The sequence below is a fragment of the Fibrisoma limi BUZ 3 genome, assembly GCF_000296815.2.
Taxonomy (GTDB): domain Bacteria; phylum Bacteroidota; class Bacteroidia; order Cytophagales; family Spirosomataceae; genus Fibrisoma; species Fibrisoma limi.
The window spans coordinates 1,127,190-1,146,813 of record NZ_CAIT01000006.1 but is presented as its reverse complement, the minus strand read 5'-3'; the positions used below and the strand labels follow the sequence as shown (position 1 = coordinate 1,146,813).

The 19,624-nt window shown below is 54.1% G+C and carries 22 protein-coding genes and 1 tRNA gene; 9 read left to right on the top strand and 14 right to left on the bottom strand.

Annotated elements, in window-relative coordinates; all coding sequences use genetic code 11:
- Window positions 1–145: 145 nt before the first annotated feature.
- Together BN8_RS33505 and BN8_RS33500 are read right to left on the bottom strand one after the other, a co-directional pair.
- Window positions 146–367: a winged helix-turn-helix transcriptional regulator gene (locus BN8_RS33505; protein ID WP_202806389.1), complete on the bottom strand. Its 222-nt coding sequence runs from the start codon at window positions 365–367 to the stop codon at window positions 146–148.
- A complete protein-coding gene (locus tag BN8_RS33500; RefSeq protein WP_202806388.1) occupies window positions 364–513 on the bottom strand; it encodes a hypothetical protein in 150 nt (49 codons plus the stop codon). The genes BN8_RS33505 and BN8_RS33500 overlap by 4 nt, the downstream gene beginning before the upstream one ends.
- Before the next feature lie 68 nt (window positions 514–581).
- On the opposite strand from BN8_RS33500, the gene BN8_RS12740 reads away from it, so the two are divergent.
- Entirely contained in the window at window positions 582–989 is a 408-nt protein-coding gene (locus BN8_RS12740) for a nuclear transport factor 2 family protein (protein ID WP_144051652.1), read from the top strand.
- A 165-nt stretch (window positions 990–1,154) separates the two neighbouring features.
- Window positions 1,155–1,577: a secondary thiamine-phosphate synthase enzyme YjbQ gene (locus tag BN8_RS12735; protein WP_009282288.1), complete on the top strand. Its 423-nt coding sequence runs from the start codon at window positions 1,155–1,157 to the stop codon at window positions 1,575–1,577.
- 14 nt (window positions 1,578–1,591) lie between these two features.
- On the opposite strand, the gene BN8_RS12730 is transcribed toward BN8_RS12735, so the two are convergent.
- The 3 genes from BN8_RS12730 to BN8_RS12720 form a co-directional block, all read right to left on the bottom strand.
- Window positions 1,592–2,515, bottom strand: coding sequence for a hypothetical protein (locus BN8_RS12730; protein WP_009282287.1), 924 nt, complete (start codon window positions 2,513–2,515; stop codon window positions 1,592–1,594).
- Window positions 2,516–2,662: 147 nt separating this feature from the next.
- Window positions 2,663–4,696 carry a thioredoxin domain-containing protein gene (locus BN8_RS12725; protein ID WP_009282286.1) on the bottom strand — a complete coding sequence of 678 codons (2,034 nt, stop codon included), beginning with the start codon at window positions 4,694–4,696 and terminating at the stop codon, window positions 2,663–2,665.
- 132 nt (window positions 4,697–4,828) lie between these two features.
- Complete coding sequence (locus BN8_RS12720) at window positions 4,829–6,475, bottom strand: T9SS type A sorting domain-containing protein (protein WP_009282285.1); 1,647 nt, start codon at window positions 6,473–6,475, stop codon at window positions 4,829–4,831.
- A gap of 103 nt (window positions 6,476–6,578) precedes the next feature.
- Between BN8_RS12720 and BN8_RS12715 the strand changes: the two genes are divergently transcribed.
- Genes BN8_RS12715 through BN8_RS12705 form a run of 3 tightly spaced genes read left to right on the top strand, consistent with a single transcriptional unit; the run spans window position 6,579 to window position 9,356 of the window.
- Window positions 6,579–7,055: a hypothetical protein gene (locus BN8_RS12715; protein WP_229367962.1), complete on the top strand. Its 477-nt coding sequence runs from the start codon at window positions 6,579–6,581 to the stop codon at window positions 7,053–7,055.
- 46 nt (window positions 7,056–7,101) lie between these two features.
- Window positions 7,102–7,992: an alpha/beta fold hydrolase gene (locus BN8_RS12710; RefSeq protein WP_009282283.1), complete on the top strand. Its 891-nt coding sequence runs from the start codon at window positions 7,102–7,104 to the stop codon at window positions 7,990–7,992.
- Between the two features lie 53 nt (window positions 7,993–8,045).
- Window positions 8,046–9,356, top strand: coding sequence for an MFS transporter (locus BN8_RS12705; RefSeq protein WP_009282282.1), 1,311 nt, complete (start codon window positions 8,046–8,048; stop codon window positions 9,354–9,356).
- 17 nt (window positions 9,357–9,373) lie between these two features.
- Here BN8_RS12705 and BN8_RS31705 read toward each other — a convergent pair whose 3' ends face one another.
- Together BN8_RS31705 and BN8_RS33270 are read right to left on the bottom strand one after the other, a co-directional pair.
- A complete protein-coding gene (locus BN8_RS31705) occupies window positions 9,374–9,754 on the bottom strand; it encodes a PIN domain-containing protein (protein ID WP_009282280.1) in 381 nt (126 codons plus the stop codon).
- The gene (locus BN8_RS33270) at window positions 9,751–9,915 is read right to left on the bottom strand and encodes a hypothetical protein (protein WP_009282279.1); all 165 of its coding nucleotides are present in this window, start codon (window positions 9,913–9,915) and stop codon (window positions 9,751–9,753) included. The genes BN8_RS31705 and BN8_RS33270 overlap by 4 nt, the downstream gene beginning before the upstream one ends.
- Before the next feature lie 189 nt (window positions 9,916–10,104).
- Here BN8_RS33270 and BN8_RS12695 point away from each other — a divergent pair.
- Both BN8_RS12695 and BN8_RS12690 read left to right on the top strand, forming a co-directional pair.
- Window positions 10,105–10,179: transfer RNA gene (locus BN8_RS12695), tRNA-Val, on the top strand.
- Between the two features lie 253 nt (window positions 10,180–10,432).
- Window positions 10,433–11,008: a fasciclin domain-containing protein gene (locus BN8_RS12690; RefSeq protein WP_009282278.1), complete on the top strand. Its 576-nt coding sequence runs from the start codon at window positions 10,433–10,435 to the stop codon at window positions 11,006–11,008.
- A gap of 106 nt (window positions 11,009–11,114) precedes the next feature.
- On the opposite strand, the gene BN8_RS12685 is transcribed toward BN8_RS12690, so the two are convergent.
- Entirely contained in the window at window positions 11,115–11,522 is a 408-nt protein-coding gene (locus tag BN8_RS12685) for a hypothetical protein (protein ID WP_040005777.1), read from the bottom strand.
- 226 nt (window positions 11,523–11,748) lie between these two features.
- On the opposite strand from BN8_RS12685, the gene BN8_RS12680 reads away from it, so the two are divergent.
- Window positions 11,749–12,147, top strand: coding sequence for a hypothetical protein (locus tag BN8_RS12680; RefSeq protein WP_009282276.1), 399 nt, complete (start codon window positions 11,749–11,751; stop codon window positions 12,145–12,147).
- Window positions 12,148–12,441: 294 nt separating this feature from the next.
- Here the strand turns inward: BN8_RS12680 and BN8_RS12675 are convergent, their stop codons facing one another.
- The 4 genes from BN8_RS12675 to BN8_RS12660 all read right to left on the bottom strand — a co-directional run bounded on the left by BN8_RS12675 (window position 12,442) and on the right by BN8_RS12660 (window position 16,382).
- Entirely contained in the window at window positions 12,442–12,813 is a 372-nt protein-coding gene (locus BN8_RS12675) for a hypothetical protein (protein WP_040005776.1), read from the bottom strand.
- Between the two features lie 414 nt (window positions 12,814–13,227).
- Complete coding sequence (locus BN8_RS12670) at window positions 13,228–13,680, bottom strand: nuclear transport factor 2 family protein (RefSeq protein WP_009282275.1); 453 nt, start codon at window positions 13,678–13,680, stop codon at window positions 13,228–13,230.
- 305 nt (window positions 13,681–13,985) lie between these two features.
- Window positions 13,986–15,284 (bottom strand): NAD(P)/FAD-dependent oxidoreductase, encoded by a 1,299-nt coding sequence (locus BN8_RS12665; RefSeq protein WP_009282274.1) that lies wholly within the window; start codon window positions 15,282–15,284, stop codon window positions 13,986–13,988.
- Between the two features lie 12 nt (window positions 15,285–15,296).
- On the bottom strand, window positions 15,297–16,382 hold the full coding sequence (locus BN8_RS12660) for a shikimate/quinate 5-dehydrogenase (protein ID WP_009282273.1): 1,086 nt from the start codon (window positions 16,380–16,382) through the stop codon (window positions 15,297–15,299).
- Window positions 16,383–17,063: 681 nt separating this feature from the next.
- On the opposite strand from BN8_RS12660, the gene BN8_RS33760 reads away from it, so the two are divergent.
- A complete protein-coding gene (locus BN8_RS33760; protein ID WP_009282271.1) occupies window positions 17,064–17,192 on the top strand; it encodes a hypothetical protein in 129 nt (42 codons plus the stop codon).
- On the opposite strand, the gene BN8_RS12655 is transcribed toward BN8_RS33760, so the two are convergent.
- Window positions 17,170–18,765 (bottom strand): 4Fe-4S binding protein, encoded by a 1,596-nt coding sequence (locus BN8_RS12655; RefSeq protein WP_009282270.1) that lies wholly within the window; start codon window positions 18,763–18,765, stop codon window positions 17,170–17,172. The two genes, BN8_RS33760 and BN8_RS12655, sit on opposite strands and share 23 nt — an antisense overlap.
- A 36-nt stretch (window positions 18,766–18,801) precedes the next feature.
- The gene (locus tag BN8_RS12650) at window positions 18,802–19,527 is read right to left on the bottom strand and encodes a DUF547 domain-containing protein (RefSeq protein ID WP_009282269.1); all 726 of its coding nucleotides are present in this window, start codon (window positions 19,525–19,527) and stop codon (window positions 18,802–18,804) included.
- Window positions 19,528–19,624 lie beyond the last annotated feature (97 nt).

The window sequence follows — 19,624 nt, the reverse complement described above, 5'->3', positions numbered from 1 at the left end:
GTCTCAAGATGTACAACCAGTTATTAGCGAGGAGGTTTGAGCAACGCCTTCCGGATGGGACCTGGACAGCGTGTCATACCGCAGGCTGACGGGCAGGCCAGACCACCGGAGTGCCGGACCACCGGACCGCCGGGTCGCCGGACCGTTATTCCGTGGTTAACTGAAACCGTTGCGTCATCTGATTTGAGCTACCCCAGGCGTAAATCTGATTCAGCACCGGCACCAGCGACTCGTCAAGTGGGGTCAGGGTGTACTCCGTACAGGGCGGGATTTCGGGATAGGTCGTTTTCTGGATGAATCCATCCCGTTTGAGTTCATTCAACTGCTGGGCCAGCATTTTCTCCGACACGCCGGCTAATGCCCTCAAAATTCATGGAAGTGAACAGGGCCTTTGACCAGGTTCCAGAGGATGGCGACCTTCCACCGGCCACTCAGGAAATAGAACGTACTGAGAGTAGGACAATCGGCAATTAGCTGCTCGTTGCGATAGTTGGTGGACGTGCGCTTACGCACATTACTTTTTTGTAAGTGGCTAACCAGTAGGTCACCACTTGGGCCGATGTGCCCTCTTGCGGACCTTTGTGCTGCCAATCATTGATTATATGTACGTAGCGGCAGGTGACTTGTTGATCAGCAATATCCTGGAAGGACCTATTGCCGAGCAAACTGAGTTGGTAGCGCTCAGGAACGAAGAAAAACCGATGGATGCCTTCGAGAAATTTTACCACGACGACATCGAAAAAGCCGACATCGACGGGGTTACGATGACTGGCAAAGCCGTGAATCACCAGCGCGGATTAGACCTACTGTCGAAAATTACGGCCGTGCGTGAGTTGTCCAACAAAGGGTTCATTGTGGCCGGCGACCGGTCGTTTACCACCTGGCAGATTGATTTCGACCATGTTGACTGGGCCGCCGTAAAAGGCACCGAAATTGCTATCCAGGACTGGAAAGACGGCAGGATCGTTCGGGAGCGAATCGTACTGTAAGCAGCCAGACGACTGACTGCTCGGGCTTTATAGTAGGGTGAACAGGAAGTCAGCAGACAGCGATCGGGCGATAAACCAATGGCCAACGTTACGTATCAGACTAACACAGGCAATCAATCCGGGCGGAATAGAGTTGTTTTGTCAGACTAAATCCGTTTTGTACCTATGCCCGTTTTTCAACGTACCATTCGCCTGCCCGAGCACCCGCGCGGTTTTCACCTGATTACCCGGATCATCGAACGGGAGTTTCCGGACCTGCAGCAGATCCGGGTCGGGATGCTCCAGGTGTTTATTCAGCACACATCAGCCAGCCTGACCATCAACGAGAACGCAGACCCGACCGTCCGGCAGGATTTCGAGACCCACTTCAACAAAATGGTCCCCGAAAACGCGCCCTACTACAAACACGATTACGAAGGCTCGGACGATATGCCCGCTCACCTGAAAGCGGCCCTGCTCGGCAGTTCAGTGCTGATCCCCGTAACGAACGGTCGGCTGAATCTGGGCACGTGGCAGGGCATTTACCTCTGCGAACACCGTAACCACGGCGGCAGCCGAACGCTCGTACTGACGGCCTGGGGCGAGTAATGGACTAAACCGGTTCAGTACGTTTCGTACTCGAAACGAAGCGTTTCTGTTGGCGAACCGTTGGTTAGCGTCGTTCTAAGCGTAGGCAAGTTAGCCGCATTGTACTGATACTGGTAAACAGACGATGTGCTGTTGGACCCAAGACCATTCGTGATTTCGGTTAGTACGTTGTTCTTGCTTAGAGTTAAAACATTACTAATGCCACCAAAATACGTGTATTTGGCAACATAGTTACCGCTGGGAATAGTATAAAATGAAGGCTCCACACCTGGCGCTGGGATGAAGAACACCCCAAAAAAAGGATTGACCTTATCATCGTAGGTAAACGTTTTTTGGAGCGAGTAGCCAAAATCGGGTGTGTTGGGAGGGCCGCCGAGTCTGATAATGGAATGCCGGTCTGAGGCTGCCGTCACGTTGTTTTCAGTGTAGGAAAACCCACCTCCGCCAGAAACCCTCAGTCCACCGGTACCAATGTACGATCGGGTGAAGCCGGTTGGTTTGTTGTCGACCCCGTAGTTAAACGAAAGCAGGGCGGTCGAGGTAGAATTAAGCGTAGCAACCTGCCCCGTGGCAGTATAGGTGTAGATGAGTGTCTCCTCATCGAGAGGAAAGGCTGGCTGGCGGGTCACAATCCGGCGTTGAGCCTGAGTTAGCTGGTTCTGGGCATTGTACTGGTACGTGGTACGCTCTACGCGGGCTACCGAACTGTCAGGGGTCTGAAATGCCAGGATGAAGGCAAGCCGCCCCTGCGCATCGTAGCTGAACTGGCTAACCCAGGTTTTGTTGTTGGGTAGTTCCTCCGTGATGGTTTTTACCCGCAGGCGCACATCCCGGGAGCCTGGGGTGATGGACGGGTTGAGGTGATCCGAGCAGGCAAACATAAGCCCGCCGAATAAAACGAAGACAATCAGGTGCTGAATTAAACGAGGTGCGGCCATTGTGGTTTTGAGCAATAAGGGTGGAACGAAGTTTCCGTGTTTCTTCGCGTTTCCCACTCCACTCTAATGCCGACGCCCTGATTTAGTTATTAAACGGTGATTGCCAAACCTCCTGTTTTCGCACCCCTAAACCGTCCGGCAGATTCATCATCGAACCATTCGCCAGACCTCTTCCACGCTCGTGACCGGCAGTTGGCAGGCCCGGTTATAGCAGACGTACACGGCCGTTTTGCCATCGATGGGGCCACGGTTCTGCAACAGAGGCAAACTGCTCTTTGTCGTCGTGCCACACAGCACCTTGTTCGGGTAAAACTCCGAGTCGAGCTGTTGTCGGTACGTCTCCGCATCGGAACCAATAATGGCGATTTCGGCCGTGGGGCGTACCCGCAGGGCGTAGAGGGCGGCCCAGTTGGTCAGATAATCGGCATTCTGCTGTACCAGCGGCAACACGCGGCCCAGCATCCGGTCGGCACGTTCGGCATACTCCGGTCGTTCCAGCAGCAGGCTCATGGCGTACAGATTCCCGGCCATAATGGAATTTGACGACGGGATCACGTTATCGAAGAGTTCCTTGCGCCGGGCAATGAGTTCTTCGCCGTTCTTGTCAGTGAAGAAAAACAGATCGTCGTTGGGGTCCGAGAAGCTGTCGAATACGTACTGCGTCAGGCGGTCGGCTTCGGTGAGCCAGCTTTCCGTGAACGTAGCCTGATACAACGCCAGCAGCCCGTCGATTACGGTCGCGTAGTCTTCCAGGAAACCCGGTTGCCGGGCGCGGCCCTCTTTGTACGTGTGCCAGAGTCGCCCGTTGCGGTTGTCGCGCATTTTCTGAAGCAGGAAATAGGCGTTTCGCAGGGCCAGCGTCAGGAACTCCGGCTCACCAAAAACGCGGTAGGCCGTAGCCAGCCCTTTCAGCATGAGGCCATTCCAGGAGCACAGGATCTTATCGTCCAGACCCGGTCGGATACGTTCGTTGCGAATTTTCAGCAGCCGCAGGTGCGTCGCATCGAGCCGAACGCTGAGGTCGGCCGCCGACCAGCCCATTCGCTCAGCAAAGGATTCGTCGCTTTCCGTTCGGTGCAGAATATTCCGGCCATGCTCCCAATTCCCGTCTTCCGAGAGGTTATACAACTCGGCAAACCAGTCGAATTCATCACCGAGGGCATCGCGGAGTTCGGAGGTAGTAAACGTATAGAATTTGCCTTCAACGCCTTCGCTGTCGGCATCCAGGGCCGAATAAAAGCCACCTTCCGGACTCAGCAGCTCGCGCTGGGCAAACGCAATGGTCTGGTACACGACGTGCTTATACAACGGACTCTTGGTCAGGCTGTAGGCTTCGCTGTAGAGGGTCAGCAACTGCCCGTTGTCGTACAGCATCTTCTCGAAATGGGGCGCAAACCAGTCGGCGTCGGTCGAGTAGCGGGCAAACCCACCACCCAACTGGTCGTAGATACCGCCGAGGGCCATGCGGTCGAGGGTCAGCGTGACCAGCCGGAGGGCTGTTTCGTTCTCGGTCGTGGAGGCAACCGTACTGTCGTAGTAACGCAGCAGAAACTGCCAGATGCTCGGCATTGGGAATTTGGGTGCGCGACGCATGCCGCCCTTTTCATCGTCGGCCTTGACGTGTACTTTCCGGTACAGTACATCGAGGGTTTCGGCCGAAAATAGCGGATCGGCCGGTTGCAGCCCGAACCGTTCAGAATCGGACAAGTTCAGCTCCGTGGCAAACCCCTCCGCCGACTGCGCCAGATCGGCGCGGTGTTCGTCGAAGGCGTCGCGGATATTGCCCAGCAGGTTCACCCAGTTCTGAGGGGGCAGGTACGTTACGCCGTAGAACGGTTTGGCGTCGGGCATCAGGAATACGTTGAGCGGCCAGCCACCCTGAACGCCCATGGCCTGCACGGCCTCCATGTAGATCGCGTCGACATCGGGCCGCTCTTCCCGGTCTACTTTAATGCAGACGAAATTCTCGTTCATCACCCGCGCCACCGGCTCCTTCTCGAACGACTCGCGCTCCATTACGTGGCACCAGTGGCAGGCCGAATAGCCGATGCTGACGATAATCGGCTTGTCTTCCTGCTGCGCTTTGGTCAGGGCCTCTTCGCCCCACGGATACCAGTCGACGGGGTTGTGCGCATGCTGAAGGAGGTATGGACTGGTTTCGTTCGCGAGTCGGTTAGCCATTTTTGCGTGTACGTTGAGGTTTGTGGTTTGTAGTGTTTTGGTTTGTAGTGTTTTGGTGTTTGTGGTTTGTTGTTAAGTGAAGCCTGTGCCTGAACCCGAAACGACAAACCACTTAACCACAAACCCAGACTGTCACCGGGCGATCACCACGCGCCGGGTCTGGCTTTTCGTACCACTCTGGATACGGAGCAGATAGACACCAGCGGGCAGGTTTGCTACGTTGAGCGATTCCCGGACACTGCTGACCGGTTTTTGCAGCACAAGCTGACCGGTCATAGTGTGTAACGTCATTTCGGTAGCCGGGGTTGGTGGATGGGCGAAAGAAACCGATAATTCAGTTTGTGCGGGGTTAGGCAAGACCTGCACCTGCGGTAACGTTGGCTCAACGGCCGTTACTGTCGGAATGTCAAACTGGCAGAGATACACCTCCCGGCCGGTCAGCTCGATGGTCTGTTGCCAGGATTTGTAGCGTACTGTAACCGAGGTTTTCTGCCCGTCAGCTGCGTAGGAGTTCTGGGCGGCAATCAGAATCTTCTGATCTTTCACGACCCCCCGCCAGACGGGCAACTGCTTGTCCATCAGGTCACGGGCGGGCGTTTCAATCACCAGCTCGTAATTGCCCTGAAACATATCCGCAAACCGCGACAGCCGGTATAGTCCATGAATGAACTGTTCGTAGGCGTTCAGATTTTGGGTAAACCGACCGGCCACACCGGGTTCATCCCACAGCCACAGCCCTTTCGCACCCGAAAAAAACGGGAAAATAGCCGTCGCTTCGGCCATAAACGGCTGAATGAGATTCGGGTAAAAATCGGTGGTGTTGTGGTACCGTAGCCAGACGTACGGGACAACGGGCTTGTTGCTCCACGCACGGTTGGCTTCTACCTGAAACAGCAGATACGGCAGGTAATCCCGGGCGAGTGGGTTGGGGTAGTCGTAGAAATAATAGGCTGAGGGCGACAGGGCATCCAGTTGGTTGTAGTACGGGCCGCCGACCATCCGCTCGGTCGAATCCTTTACGAGGTAATTCACCCGGTTGAGGTTCGTTGTCCAGTCGGCCCAGGTGTTGCCGATCACGTTCAGGTACGTGTTCAGGATGGGCGTATCGGCATAGGAACTCACCACGACATTCGAGAGGTCCGCCCGTTCGCGTACGTAGCGCATGCCTTCAGCATAGAGGTTGCGGATGTCTTTTTTGTAGCGGGCGATAAATTCGGCGTCGGGTAGCTGTCGATACGTGGCCGGTACGGTGGGGTCCTGTTTGAGCCGCAGAATCCGGGCGTCGGTTTCGCTGATGCGTTCAATGTCGAGGTTGAACCGTCCGGCTGGAAAACGATACCGGCCGTTGGCGTCTTTCTGGCCGCCCGATACGTCGGACAGGTAGCGGTCCCACTTGGCCCGGTACGCGTTTATATCGTTATTCCACGGACTTTCGATGGTTTCCCAGGGCTGATTCAGGCCGGTGGCAAAACCCGCGTATTCCAGCGCCCACTGCCGAAGCTGTACCGACGTGCCAAATTCACCGTCCTGTACGTGAACGATATGGCTGAAGCCGTGGCGTAGTGGAGCACCCTGTCGGTCGTTCAGCCGGGGGCCGCCGTAGATGACAGGGAACGGCAGCGTGAATTCCGGAAACTTGTTCCATTCGATCAGGTTCGACTGACTCACCGGGGTGAAATTGAGTCGGTCGGCGCACCGCGACTGAGCAGCCGCAAATGGGATCAGACCGTTCAGCCAGCCAATTGAGAGAATAAACCAAAAGCTGTAACGAAGACGCATAGCTTGATTTTTGCCCAAAAGTAGAGAAATTTAGGCCCGTTGGGGATAGTTTACGCGATAAACCAGCAACCAACACGTTAGGTTTCTGTTACCCATGCACAACATGAAAACGAAATTTTCTGCAATGACCACAGCGCTCACGCTGCTGCTGGCTGTTTTTTTTGCCGGTTTTTTAACTGGCTGCGAGGATGATAACGGTGGCACGACTCCGGCGGCTACCACCCAGACGGAGATGCTGGTCGGCAACTCCTGGCGGGTTAGCCGCGTCGCTACACCCGACGGGCAGACCCTCGACCGTAACCGCCTGAACGTAGCCACGCAGGTGCTGTATGATCTGGACATGCAGTTCAGAACCGACAAAACAGTCCGGGCGGTGGATAAAGGCACCAAGCAGGTTATCAACGGTGGTACGTGGGAACTGGTCGACGACAATAAAGCCATCGACGTGAACGTAACCGGCTTCAAAGGCAAATTCCCCATTATCGAACTGACGCGGTCCCGGAAGCTGATTCTGCGTCAACAAGCCCCGGTCGACGGCAAACAGGCCGACATCAATCTTGAATTTGACCCGGTGCTTTAATTGAGTGATTGACCGGCGACCTGGTCAATCACTCAATCATTCCCTTATGCAGACGATCCAATTTGAAACGGAGCCTGGCTTTCACGTCGTGGGCGATGCCTGGGGCGATGCGGCCAATCCGCCGGTATTGCTGCTGCACGGTGGCGGACAAACCCGGCATTCATGGGGCGATACGGCCCGGTGGCTGGCTGATGCGGGCTGGTATGCTATCGCGCTGGATGCCCGTGGGCACGGCGATAGCGACTGGTCGGCGGAGGGGCACTACAGTATCGACTACCTGGCCAACGATCTGCGGGCAGTTATCCGGCAACTCGGTCGGAAACCGGCCGTAGTGGGGGCGTCAATGGGCGGGATGACCGCCCTGATTGCCGAGGGTGAAAACGATCAGTCGATGTGTTCGGCGATTGTGCTGGTGGATATTGCGCCCCGCGCCGAACAGAAAGGCATCGAACGTATCTTTGCGTTCATGAGCGCCAACAAGCACGGCTTTGCCAGCCTGGACGAAGCCGCCGAAGCCGTGGCTGCCTATTTGCCGAACCGTCCCCGTCCGCAGGACCATAGCCGTCTGGAAAAGAATTTGCGTCGGAAAGCTGATGGTCGGTACTATTGGCATTGGGACCCGGTCATGCTCGATGTCTGGCGACAGGCCACTACGCCCGATAAACAGACCAGCAATGAGGAACGGCTTTATCAGGCTGCCAAAGCCCTGACGGTGCCGACGCTGATCGTTCGGGGCGGCATGAGCGACGTTGTGAGCGACAAAATAATGGCCGAGTTTCTGGACCTGGTCCCCCACGTACAAAGCATGAACGTTACCGAAGCTGGCCATATGGTAGCCGGCGACTCCAACCACGCCTTTACGAAGGCGGTGATCCAGTTTTTAAAGGAGCAAAGGGAGGAAAGGAAGAAAGGGGAGGAAAGGACAGCCCACCCCTGATTCTTTCCCCCTTTTCTCCCCCTCCTTCCTTTCCACCCTTTCTTCCTTCTTCCATGAAAAACAATCCCCGCACCTTAACCGCCTGGACGTACTACGACTGGGCAAACTCGGTTCACTCGCTGGTAATTGTATCCAGTATCTTCCCGGTGTATTTTTCCGCTACGGCCCTCAATGAGGCCGGTGGGCCGGTCATTAACTTTCTGGGGCTTTCGATCAAAAACTCGGTCCTGTTTTCGTACACGGTGTCGGCTGCTTTTCTGTTCACAGCGCTGCTGTCGCCGTTCTGTACGGCCATCGCCGACTACAGCGGACGTAAAAAGGCGTTTATGAAAGCGTTCTGTTACACCGGTGCCATTAGCTGCGGACTCCTATATTTCTTCACGTCCGAAACGACCACCTTCGCCGTTATCATGTTCTGGCTCAGCCTGATCGGGTGGAGTGGTAGTATCGTGTTCTACAACTCGTATCTCCCCGACATCGCCACCGAAGACCAGTTCGACCGGGTCAGTGCCCGGGGTTTTTCCATGGGATACATCGGGAGCGTACTGCTGATGGTGTTTAATCTGGTGCTGATCCTGAAACCCGACTGGTTCGGCAACATCTCGGAGGGAATGGCCTCGCGGATTGCCTTCCTGACCGTAGGGCTTTGGTGGATCGGGTTCGCGCAGATTCCGTTCAGCCGACTGCCTGATGGTGTCCGTAAGGCACGTGTGCCCGGTAACTGGCTGTTCAACGGCTTCAAGGAACTGCGGCACGTCTGGCATGAGTTGCAGGGACGGCCGCTGGCCAAACGCTTTCTGGTGGCTTTTTTTGTGTACAACATGGGCGTTCAGACGGTCATGTACGTGGCCACAATCTTCGGTAGCGACGAGCTGAAACTACCCGCCCAAAGCCTGATCATCACCATTTTGCTGATTCAACTGGTGGCCATTGCTGGGGCGTATGCGTTTGCCCGGCTGTCGGAGCGGTTCGGCAACACCTACGCTCTGATGGTGGCCGTCCTGATCTGGGTTGGCATCTGCACCGCGGCTTACTTCGTACAGACCGAAACCCAGTTTTTTGGCCTGGCGGCCGTAGTAGGGCTGGTGATGGGCGGGGTCCAGTCGCTGTCCCGGTCGACGTATTCCAAGCTGATCCCGGCTACAACCGACACGGCCTCGTATTTCAGCTTCTACGACGTAACGGAAAAAACGTCTATTGTACTCGGCACGGCGGTATACGGTCTGATTGAGCAGGTTACGGGCAGCATGCGCAACAGCGTACTGGCACTGCTGCTGCTGTTCGTGATTGGCTTCGTGTTGCTGTGGCGGATTCCGTCGCAAAAAATCTATGGTGTCCGTTTGGAAACCGAAGGAGTTGCGTAAGAGGCTGTTTAGGGCTTTTACTTGACTTCCTTTTCAAATAGAATGATTGTGGCAACGTTTTTTGCTCGTTCAAAACCATTGTCATGAGTCAGGATCGGTATGTCAAGCCACACGCCTGTAGCTGTAACAATTGCGTCGATTAGTTTCATTCTGGTAGAAAGTCTGATTCTGATGGCTATCTTTTTGATTTGCTCATTCAGCGGAATGATGTAGCAGTCGTCCAGAAGTTTCTGAGTTAAGTTGCGTTCTTCTTTCGACAGATTGGGATTACAAAGGAGTTCAATTTCTGTCAATTCAGAAATAAACACCTGTTTACCGTCAAGTAATGCTACTACCGTAGGATGGTTTTGTTGTAAATACCCAAGGGCATTGGTATCAGCCAGAATTCGTTCCATCATTCGCCCCGAACTTCATGCTGATAGGTTAATGGGTCCTGTTCCCATCTTACCTTACCGGCATGCTTGAGCGCGTCAAATCCTTTAGCCTTTTTCTTGCTGGCTTTCTTGATTTGCTTCTCCACATCGGCCGCAGAGGCATTTTTGTCAATGATAATGGTCATTCAATGAGGCTATAACGACTTGGGTAAATATAATGAAACTGAAGGATATTTGTTCGTAAAATGTACTCCTACGTAGTTCTGCCAACGTTAATAGTATGTCGTCTGTGGCGGATTCCGTCGCAAAAAATCTATGGCGTTCGTTTGGAAACCGAAGGAGTTTTATAAATTTGCAATCCCGCAAGGGCACAAAGGAGGTTAGCTCAGTTGGTTCAGAGCGCTGCTTTGACAGAGCAGAGGTCAGCGGTTCGAGCCCGCTACTTCCTACTACCACCAGCCCCGGATCATTACGATGATCCGGGGCTTTTTCGTTTTAGAGCTGGTAAGTTCTTCAGACGAACGGGCAACGGTCTGCTGAGTTCAATTCATCAATTACCCAGATTAACAAATTGCTAACATTCACTACTTAGTCTATGGTAATATAAACATTCTGGTTAAGCAAGCCGTTGGCTGTCTGAATGTTATCCTGGCAACGGGTGTCAGGGCTTTCCTTCATTCATCACTTACTCAATAACCAGTTATGTTAAAGCAAACATTGTTTAAGCTCGCTCTCGCCAGTACACTACTGGCGGGTACGGTCGCCACTGCGCAGGCGCAGTCAACCAACACCATGCCGTCACAGTCGGGCACGTCAAGCTCAGCGAACGGAGCCACGGGCGCTTCAACAGGTAAGGATTTAGCCGCCAGCGCGGGTATGTCGTCCGATCACACGACGTTGCTTCAGGCATTGCAGGCCGCTGGGCTGGCCGATCGGGCCAAAGGGGTGGGTCCGTATACAGTCTTCGCGCCGACCAACGATGCGTTTCAGAAACTGCCCGCCGGTACGCTTGACAACCTGCTCAAGCCGGAAATGAAAAATCAACTAACCAGCATTCTGGCGACTCACGTAGTGCAGGGCAGCGTGAAAGCGGCCGATCTGAAAGATGGGCAGACGATCAAAACCGTCAACGGCGAAACGCTGACTGTAAGCAAACAGGGTGGTACGGTGATGATTAAAGACAGTAAAGGCGGTTCGGCTACCGTGATTATGCCCGACATTCAGGCTACAAATGGCGTGGTTCACTCGATCGATACGGTGCTGATGCCGTCGAAATAAACCGGATGCAGTGTTAACGAAAAAGGGACTGGCCACAGGCTGGTCCCTTTTTCGTTAACAAATTGCGGGGCCTTTCAACCGAAAAGCCCCGCGAGTAAGGACGGGCCTATTGATCGTCAGGTCTACCGAACCACGAATCTGACCAACCTGACCGTTCGCGCTGGTCGACGAGCAGGGGACTGAGGTCTTCTTCCGTCAGTGGGTCGAACAGCGGCCACAGATCCCGGTCAGCAAAATAAATGGTGACGAGCGGCACCCGCAGATTGGGATTGTTAGGGTGGAGCACATGGCGCAGGTACGGAATCATAGCCACCACGTAGCGGCCCTGTTCAGGCTCGGGCGCGAATAGCGTCAGCGTGTGTTCGGTGCCATACTGAAACGTGGGGCCCGTAGCCGTATCAAAATCCGTCCAGGCATCAGGACAGAGCTGCGTTGCCGAATGACGGCTGATTCCGTGGAAAAGCATAAGCCGAAGCAACACCTCCGGCTTAGGTAGGATCACGTTATCCTGCATGTTTTACTTTTGTTGTTTACTGTTTCAAGCACATCATAAAAGTAGTAAAAATATATAATACAAAAAAGCTAAAAAGAAGCTTTCTGAAAGAATTAGAAACGTTTCGGGCTGGGCACTGGTTAATAGAAGGGCAGCGAACCAAATGCTTCATCAGGCCCCCTGTCCCGCGTTAAATAAGTTGGAGATGGTAGCCTGAGTCGCTCATGCACCGCTGCGAATCAACGTTATGAAACAGCTTCAAATTCTGGTAATGATACTGCTGATGGGAGCGTCGGCGGTAGCGCAAACGAAACCCGCAGCCACCACGCCACCGGCCGTTGTTTCGGTGGTTGAAGGGGTAACGGGGAAAGACTTTCAGCCGGATACGAGTTTTGCGACTTTAACGAAAGAAGACGCAACATTGCTGCCTAAAGAACCGGTAGCAAACTGGAGTCTGGCGCAGGAGTCTGGTCAGATGATGTATTACAATCTGGTGATTGGCACACGCTCGTACCAACTGCTTGTAACGCGATCGGCAAAATCGGCTGTTCCAACGGCAACGTTACTGCGGTATACGACTCCACAATCGAAACCGGAAACCATTGCCCGCGGTACCCTTCGACCCAAAGAGGATAAAGGGAAATAGAGAACTGTACGGTGCTTTTACACACCAAAGCCGCGACCACCCGTTGGTCGCGGCTTTGTGCTGGATGGGGTGTAGCGTCTATTGGGTAGTTTTGTACAGCAGCCGCTGACCGCCAGGCAACCCTGCGCAAAATCCGTCTTTTAAAGTGATCAGCCTTTTTTAAATACAACTGTAAAAACTTACCGTAAGTCGTCTGTTTCCCAGAGCAGTTGTATAACTCCGATTATGTAAAGAGATTATTCTACTTCCAGTAGGCAACTGCAACAAAAGCCAGAAAGTAGAATAGTATAAGATTCAGGGACATTTTTCAAACTCCACACGCTGGCCTTTCGGAAACTCAATGGCAAAGCTTTTTGAATCTATTGAGAACACTCGGAAACGCTCATCGGGAATAGGTACTAAACCAGTAGTGAAGCCCGAATAACGAGCCACCAGAACATCTTTCTCAAGCCAGTATTTGTAAGGCTGACTCTGCGCCCGCTGACATACTTTCAAACTGTCGCTGGATTTGTATAAGTACTCCTTGTCGAAAGTCCAACGGCTATACATTTTCTCTGAATTTGGCTGAGCATTCCAAGTTCCAATCAACTGAGCTGGCTCAATTGATAAGTCTTGCTTATTACAAGCTGTTGTAAGCAGTAAAAGCATCCAGGCAACTTTTTTCATTTTTCGCTCTTTAGAAATCCCTACAAAGCGAAGACTTTTTTCGACTGGAAAGGGTTGGAATACCCTGTTATATAAGTGATGATTAAGTTAAGCCATTATTTATTAAACTTCTATCATACTTACCCGACGAGCAATGAAAAGAATATCCCACCTCATTCGAATTGCAATTATTCTATTCGTTGTTCTCTTACTATGTTTTGTAACACTGTTTATTGTTTTTCCGCCTTCTGAAGCTGTTGGGCCTTATCGGGAGTACGTTATTGAGGATGTATCAAGGCCACAACAGTTCGTCATTCCCAGAAGGTTTATCAACCCTATCGTTATGTTAATGAATAGAAGTTAGAACTGCCTGAATTCAACAAAAGAACCCACCTTAAAAAAATTATATACGAACGATCTTACTTATCGCTCTTGCTAGTCCTCACAGAGCACACTCGCTTGACGAGCCACTAATAACCAGTTCCCTGTTGTGTTCATCCACACGTTAGTGAATCGACGCTTAATCGTTTTTCCGGCATCGGCTGACTGGCCACTTGGCACTACTGTTTCTGCTCCCATGACAATGACCGTTTGGCCGTGAATCAGCACCCGTTCTACATCGCGTGTAAAAGATGAATACGTTAAGCTACCCCGGCGAATGGGCCCCTGGCGGGCGTTGACTGCTTGGTTGAAGGGATTGTTTACCACATAGTCAGGAGCCCATCGCTTGGCGATAGCAAGGGTATCACCTTTTAGCAAGTACTCGACCTGCGCTTGTTCAAGTTGTCTAATCTGTTTTTCAATTGCCTCCTTAGTAGTGGCTTGTTGAGCTTTACACAAATTGGTCAGCAGCAAGCCAATAACGATTCCTAGCAAGCTTATTCTCATTTTTAATCCCGTTTAGACTAGATGAATGATTCGACTCAACTCAACCTGATTATCAAAGCCTAATAAAGCGAAATGATTGATGCTAGTTGCAACTAGTTTAGGGACCGGAGATATATGTTGTATAAGTGAGTGTGACTGTTGCAAAAGTAACTCCTTGAGGGTTCGATGGCTAATAGCATAGGCTCTTAACTTACCGACCCCTCAAGGGGTATTATGATTAACAAAAGCTACTATAACCTACGTGACGGATTTTGCGCAGGGCCGCCTGGCGGTCAGCCGCTGCTGTACAAAACTACCCTCTATTGCTACACGACAGGCGATAACTCCGGCCGATTGTTGGCCAGTGCCCTTCGTTGCCGGTGGCGGAACAAATACGCCCAGTCGGTCAGGGCGTCGACCATTACCCGGCGGGATGGCATAAAAAAGTGAAAAAAGGCCCAGCGCATGCCCCAGGCAAGCGGCCCGGTGAATTGCAGCCCATACAATTCCGAAATCCCCTTACCCAATCCCAGACTGGCCGACTGCCCCAACCCCCGGTACGTGAAAGGTTTTAATCGCCGACCCCGGATTGCCCGGGCGATGTTGCGACCGACGTATTCGCCATGTTTGATGGCCCAGAGTGCATTGGCGGGGCAGGGCGCGCTGGTCTGGCGGTAGGGTACGTGGCAGGCATCCCCACCGCCCCAGATGGTGGTATAGCCCGGGATCTGCTGAAACTCGTTCGTGATCAATCGCTGCTGATTGTCGCGGGCCATAAATTCCGTACCCGGCAGCACCAGGCGGCTCTGGCCAACGGTCGAAATCACCATCCGGGCCGGCAGAAACTGACCGTCGTCGAGCAGCGCACCCGTTGCGTTAATTTCAACGATCCGTCGGCTGTTGATTAGCTCGATGCCGTAACTGGCTATGGTCGCTTCGGCGTAGCGGACCAGCCGGTTGTAGGCTGGCAGCAAAGCCGGGAGGATGCGGTCGCCACTGTGTATCAGCCTAATTTGGGGCTGCACTGCCTGCAACGTCGGATACTTCGCCTTCAGCACATTGACGTACTCGGCCAGATTCGTAGCGATTTCCACCCCCGTAAATCCACCTCCGGCCACCACAAACGACAGGTACTGCTGAGCCAGCACCGCCGGTTCGGCAGCCGCCCGCACCACCAGTTCCTGGATGGCCTGCTTTGTCCGTCGGAAAGCAGCGGGCTCCTTAATCTGGTACCCAAACGTGCGGATGCCCGGAATGGCTTCACTATCGAAAGCGCCAAGGCCCAGCAGCAGATGGTCGTAGGAAATTACCTGGCGTGTCCCATCGGGCAGCGCTACGTTCACCACCTGAGCCACCGTATCGACGGCGGTTGCTACGCCCTGTACCAGTCGGGCTTTGGGCATCAGGTCGGCCAGGGGGCTGGCCTGACTCTGTTCGCGGAGAATACCCGTCAGGGTTTCTGCCGTCCAGCCGTGGAAGGCATGGTGCGTGTTCGGGCAGATCACCGTGATCTGTACGTCGCCGTTGTCGATGGCCGTTCGTACGCGTCGGACCAGTGAGCGGTAGGCCCAGACTGATACGTAACCACCGCCGAGCAGGACAATCCGGGTAGAATCAGGTTTCATGGGGCAGTCTGCTTAACTGATCAGTACGGAGTCTGGTTCCTGCGTCACCCGAACAGCCGCAGTAGCCGCAAGGGGCTTGCCAAAGCTGAAATCGCGTGAAATGCCAAAGCCCAGGTGAGCAAACTGCCGGGCGACGCGGCTGATGTACTCGGCCTGTCCGAGTGTTGGATGGCCGATGCTGAAGTGTCCGTTGTAGCCCGCTTTGGCCAGCAGCATGGTTTCGGCCAGGCAGGCGTAGGAAATCTGGCGTGGCAGTCCGATGTACCGGTCCAGTTTCAGGTAAGGCATGGAGACCAGGCCACCGTCAATCACCGTTACGTCGGGGCGCTGCCTGAGCAGGGAGGGGTGCGTATTGCGCGGCTGTGTGTCGTCCAGCACAATGGCCCCCGGTTTCAGGTGCTCGGCCTGCAACAGGGCATCGGCCGCGCTGGTCAGCAGCACGACAATGTCGGCCTGCCGTACATCAGTCATCTGTTGCGATACCATCGGCCGTACCCGAGGGTTAATGGCGGTCATGTCGGCCGCGAGCGTAGTCAGCTTACGTTCGTTGCGGGCCACCAGCATATAGTCGGCCGTAGGCTGATACGTAGCGAGCAATTGACAAACCAGACTGCCGACGCTGCCCGTAGCGCCGACCAGCGCCACGATTGGGTACGGATTCGGGCTATTGTCGAGCAACTGAACCACTTTCTGCCAGGTGATGTAGGCAGTGAACGCGTTACCGTTGGTGACTGAAACCGGCGAGTTTTTGACCAGCAGTTTTCCGCCGAGGGTAACGGGCGAGGTAAGCGCGCCCAGCCCGACCAGTTCCGCACCCCTGGAAGCAGCCAGTTGGACGGCCTGCTCGATACGAGGCAGCATGGCTTTCTGCTGTTCGAGAATCTGCCGACCGGTGTACGGCAGCATGATGATGTGTCCTTCGGGTTCGGTGGCACCCGGCGTCAGCGTTACGTCGCTCCAGACGAACGGCGGCAGGGGCCGATTACGAAGGGCCAGCCGGTACATGGCATCAGGAATCAGGCCCAAAGGTTTGGCCAGAGACCGCATATCCGTCTGGTAGCTGGAACGCATGTGAATCAGAAATGCAAACTTTTTCATGAGGTTGACAAAAGAGGAAGGTTGTTCTGGATAAAACGGGGACCTTTCGGCTACCCGGAGACGACGGATTTGATCGAGTAGTCGTTAAAAAAGCCGGACATGGAAACGTACCACGTATTCGGGGTGAGTAGAACCTGATAAAAGCGTTTTCATGAGTATGTGTTGTTTGAGGATTGCTTGTGTCGTGTTGACAGGTCAAAAGTAGAAGGGGCCTGACCAGTGAAAAACAAATAAAAGCGCGGGTGACTCAAAACAACCCCTGACTCGTTGGATACAGGTCTTCAGTCGTTAGGCCGACTATACGCACAAAATCCCGGAGAGGCCTATCGGCATTCCCGGGATTTATAAACTTCACTGAGGTCACAAAGCGAATAGTGGCCGACATTCGGTATTCTCTGCCACTTCCGGCGTGAGGCACTACGTAACAGCCTGACCAGGCTTCGATAGTTCAACGACCGTTCCCGGAGTACCGACGTTCGACGTCAATACGCTCATCGAAGGGTGCCGGATCGCGAGCACTTCCTGGTCCGGCAGGGCCAGCGGCTGATTTCCATCGGGATTGATGAGGTGACCTGCTTCTGGGAGACGAAGACCGCGTTACGTTTCTGAAAGCCCACGACGGCCGGTATTCCCCCGACCGAACGATGGAGGAGATAGAGCCGTAGATCAACGAACGGCCGTTTGTCGGTTTCTGGCGTGTACGTTCACCTGAATGGCAAACGGAAAATAACGCTGAAACCTGCCATTGCCTTGATGCTGTTCGTCTACCGCAACCAGGCACTGGAGTTTAAGAAATGGCTGGGCGGTTGAGGGGTGTTTGGCCAATAACCCGTACGCCCTCGTTGCCGAGCAGAATCGGTCTGGGCTCCATATGCCGATCATCTGCCGGGCCGTTTTCCAGGTTCAGCACCCCGCGCGGGCATACCGCCGAACAGATACCGCAGCCCACGCACGATGACCGTACGATGTCCTGGCCGCGCTGAGCGTACCAGCGGACGTCGATGCCCATTTCGCAATAGGCCGAACAGTTACCGCAGGAGATGCACTGCCCGCCGTTTGTCGTGATGCGAAAGCGGGACTTGAAACGCTGCACCAGACCAAGATAGGCCGCCAGCGGGCACCCGAACCGGCACCACACCCGGCTGCCCATCAAGGGATAGAACCCCGTCCCGACTACGCCCGCGAAAACGGAGCCGATACCGAAGCCATACCAGCTACGGAGGTCGTAGGTGCTGATGCCCAGAACGGAGCCGCTGCCGGTGAAGAAGGTATAGAGTACACCCAGCGTCATCACAACGGCAAAGACGAGCACACCATGAACGGTGTAGCGCTCAATCTGCCAGGCCTTCAGCGACTTGTCGGACAGATGGCGATACGGGTCACCCAGGGTTTCGGCCAGTCCTCCGCAGCCGCATACCCACGAGCAGTACCAGCGTTTGCCGAAGAAATACGTGAATACCGGAACGCCGATGACAAATAAGGCGATGCCCCAGATCAGCATCCAGATCCCCAGCGTACCGGCTTTCAGGTGGTTCTCGATGCGGTAGTCGAAGAAAAACGAGTAGTCCAGCGGCCACATGTTCTTCAGATCCTGGCCCGGCAGGTTAAATCGGGCGAGCAACTCCGCCAGGAGGAATGCAAAGGTGATCTGAAAAAATATGACCGATACGGTACGGACCTGCTGGTAGGGACTGTCCCGGTGCCGGACCAGCATCCGGACGCCCATCACCAGAATGACCAGCGTGTAGAGCGTACCGTAGAGAAACCACTGACTGGCCGAGGAGCCGGTGTTGGTGTTGCCACTCAGCGCGCGATTGAGCGGGTCGACCAGCAGCACCCAGTTGGTGAGGTACTCGGGATAGAAATACAGCAGGATGTAGAAGCCAATCAGGAACACCGCTACGCTGATACCGATCCAGCCCCGCGACGTGGCCGGGTGGCGGAACAGATGATCGTTCTTACTGCCCGTAGGGCGCCGGCGACCGGCGATCGTATACAGCAGCGCCCCAAAAATTGCCACTACAATGCTCAGGACGAAAAACAGGCCGGTATGATTCGGGAAAAAGCCCACACTGGCCGCTTTCGTGACGCTGAAAGCGTACTTGTCGTAGATGATCCGGTCCCATTCCTGCCGCTGGCGGTACTCGTCGTTGATCTGGTTCAGCGCAGTCTTGAAATCATGGATAAAACTGATCTGCGAATCGTAGCGTTTGCCAAGCATGGATGCCGTTCGGGCGCGGATAGCGGGCAGGTGTTCGGCTTTGATCGTTTTGGTTAGAATTGTGTCCGTGAGCTGAAACTGACTCAGGGTCAGCGACGCGATAAAAACCGCAAAGCCAATCAGAAACAGCGCAAGGCCAGTACGACGGAGTAGGGTAGTCATGGAGTAGTAAGATAGGGAGCGATGGGGACAGCGGGCTTATCGGCCGTTGAGGTTCCAGTTGTATTCGTAGAAGCCAAGCGCATAGTCGTTGGGGATCTTCTCGCGCCTGAATCCATTTACATACCCCAGGATGGACTGACCGCCCTTTGTGAAATCGGATTTGTACCAGTCAAATATCTTCGAAACATTTACCTTCTTCTGGCCCCGGTTCACCTGAATGAATGTTGGGTCGTTGAGCGCCAGCCGGGTACGTTCATCGAGCTGGGCATCCAGTTTGTCCGGCATATAGGCGAAGCTGGCCAGGGGCGGACAACTGACAGCCGCGCAGACGACAACGAAATGAATCCGGGCGTCGCCGTAGGTGTTCAGCAGCCGATCCTTCTCAAGCTGATTGAGGGTCATCTCCTGGCCTGCGATCCGGTGTTTGGTTTTGTCGAAAAAGCCGGGCTGATCGAGCGGAGACTTGAGCGGAAAGTGCTGGACTACGTCGTGAATGACGGCCACATTATAGGCGTTGATGTAAAACGCTTTCTTTTCCGCATCCGATGCCCCGGCCAGGTTTGTGGCCCCGGCCTGTTTGTAAAGGGCACTCAGGTCGGCTCCGGATTTACTGAGTCGGCTGTAGTCAACCCGGCCCCCGTCGACGTGGGCTTTCATAAAGGCGTCGGTCGCTTCATTGAAGGCTTTCGGCGTTGTTTGTCCGAACAGGACCGTAGTAAGCAGTTGACAATAGAGCAGCAACAGGTGGCGACGTATAAGCATAACCGTAATGTACAAAAATTACGTAGGTAAAGCAACGAAGAATTACGAATGCAAGGTGTCGGTTATCCGACAAACAAACAACTTCACGGTAATTGGC

Excerpts from the sequence above, each read along its gene's own strand:
- BN8_RS12735 (WP_009282288.1), top strand. The coding sequence starts at position 1,155 with ATGCCCGTTTTTCAACGTACCATTCGCCTGCCCGAGCACCCGCGCGGT.
- BN8_RS12730 (WP_009282287.1), bottom strand. The coding sequence starts at position 2,515 with ATGGCCGCACCTCGTTTAATTCAGCACCTGATTGTCTTCGTTTTATTC.
- BN8_RS12725 (WP_009282286.1), bottom strand. The coding sequence starts at position 4,696 with ATGGCTAACCGACTCGCGAACGAAACCAGTCCATACCTCCTTCAGCAT.
- BN8_RS12720 (WP_009282285.1), bottom strand. The coding sequence starts at position 6,475 with ATGCGTCTTCGTTACAGCTTTTGGTTTATTCTCTCAATTGGCTGGCTG.
- BN8_RS12715 (WP_229367962.1), top strand. The coding sequence starts at position 6,579 with ATGAAAACGAAATTTTCTGCAATGACCACAGCGCTCACGCTGCTGCTG.
- BN8_RS12710 (WP_009282283.1), top strand. The coding sequence starts at position 7,102 with ATGCAGACGATCCAATTTGAAACGGAGCCTGGCTTTCACGTCGTGGGC.
- BN8_RS12705 (WP_009282282.1), top strand. The coding sequence starts at position 8,046 with ATGAAAAACAATCCCCGCACCTTAACCGCCTGGACGTACTACGACTGG.
- BN8_RS31705 (WP_009282280.1), bottom strand. The coding sequence starts at position 9,754 with ATGATGGAACGAATTCTGGCTGATACCAATGCCCTTGGGTATTTACAA.
- BN8_RS33270 (WP_009282279.1), bottom strand. The coding sequence starts at position 9,915 with ATGACCATTATCATTGACAAAAATGCCTCTGCGGCCGATGTGGAGAAG.
- BN8_RS12690 (WP_009282278.1), top strand. The coding sequence starts at position 10,433 with ATGTTAAAGCAAACATTGTTTAAGCTCGCTCTCGCCAGTACACTACTG.
- BN8_RS12685 (WP_040005777.1), bottom strand. The coding sequence starts at position 11,522 with ATGCAGGATAACGTGATCCTACCTAAGCCGGAGGTGTTGCTTCGGCTT.
- BN8_RS12680 (WP_009282276.1), top strand. The coding sequence starts at position 11,749 with ATGAAACAGCTTCAAATTCTGGTAATGATACTGCTGATGGGAGCGTCG.
- BN8_RS12675 (WP_040005776.1), bottom strand. The coding sequence starts at position 12,813 with ATGAAAAAAGTTGCCTGGATGCTTTTACTGCTTACAACAGCTTGTAAT.
- BN8_RS12670 (WP_009282275.1), bottom strand. The coding sequence starts at position 13,680 with ATGAGAATAAGCTTGCTAGGAATCGTTATTGGCTTGCTGCTGACCAAT.
- BN8_RS12665 (WP_009282274.1), bottom strand. The coding sequence starts at position 15,284 with ATGAAACCTGATTCTACCCGGATTGTCCTGCTCGGCGGTGGTTACGTA.
- BN8_RS12660 (WP_009282273.1), bottom strand. The coding sequence starts at position 16,382 with ATGAAAAAGTTTGCATTTCTGATTCACATGCGTTCCAGCTACCAGACG.
- BN8_RS12655 (WP_009282270.1), bottom strand. The coding sequence starts at position 18,765 with ATGACTACCCTACTCCGTCGTACTGGCCTTGCGCTGTTTCTGATTGGC.
- BN8_RS12650 (WP_009282269.1), bottom strand. The coding sequence starts at position 19,527 with ATGCTTATACGTCGCCACCTGTTGCTGCTCTATTGTCAACTGCTTACT.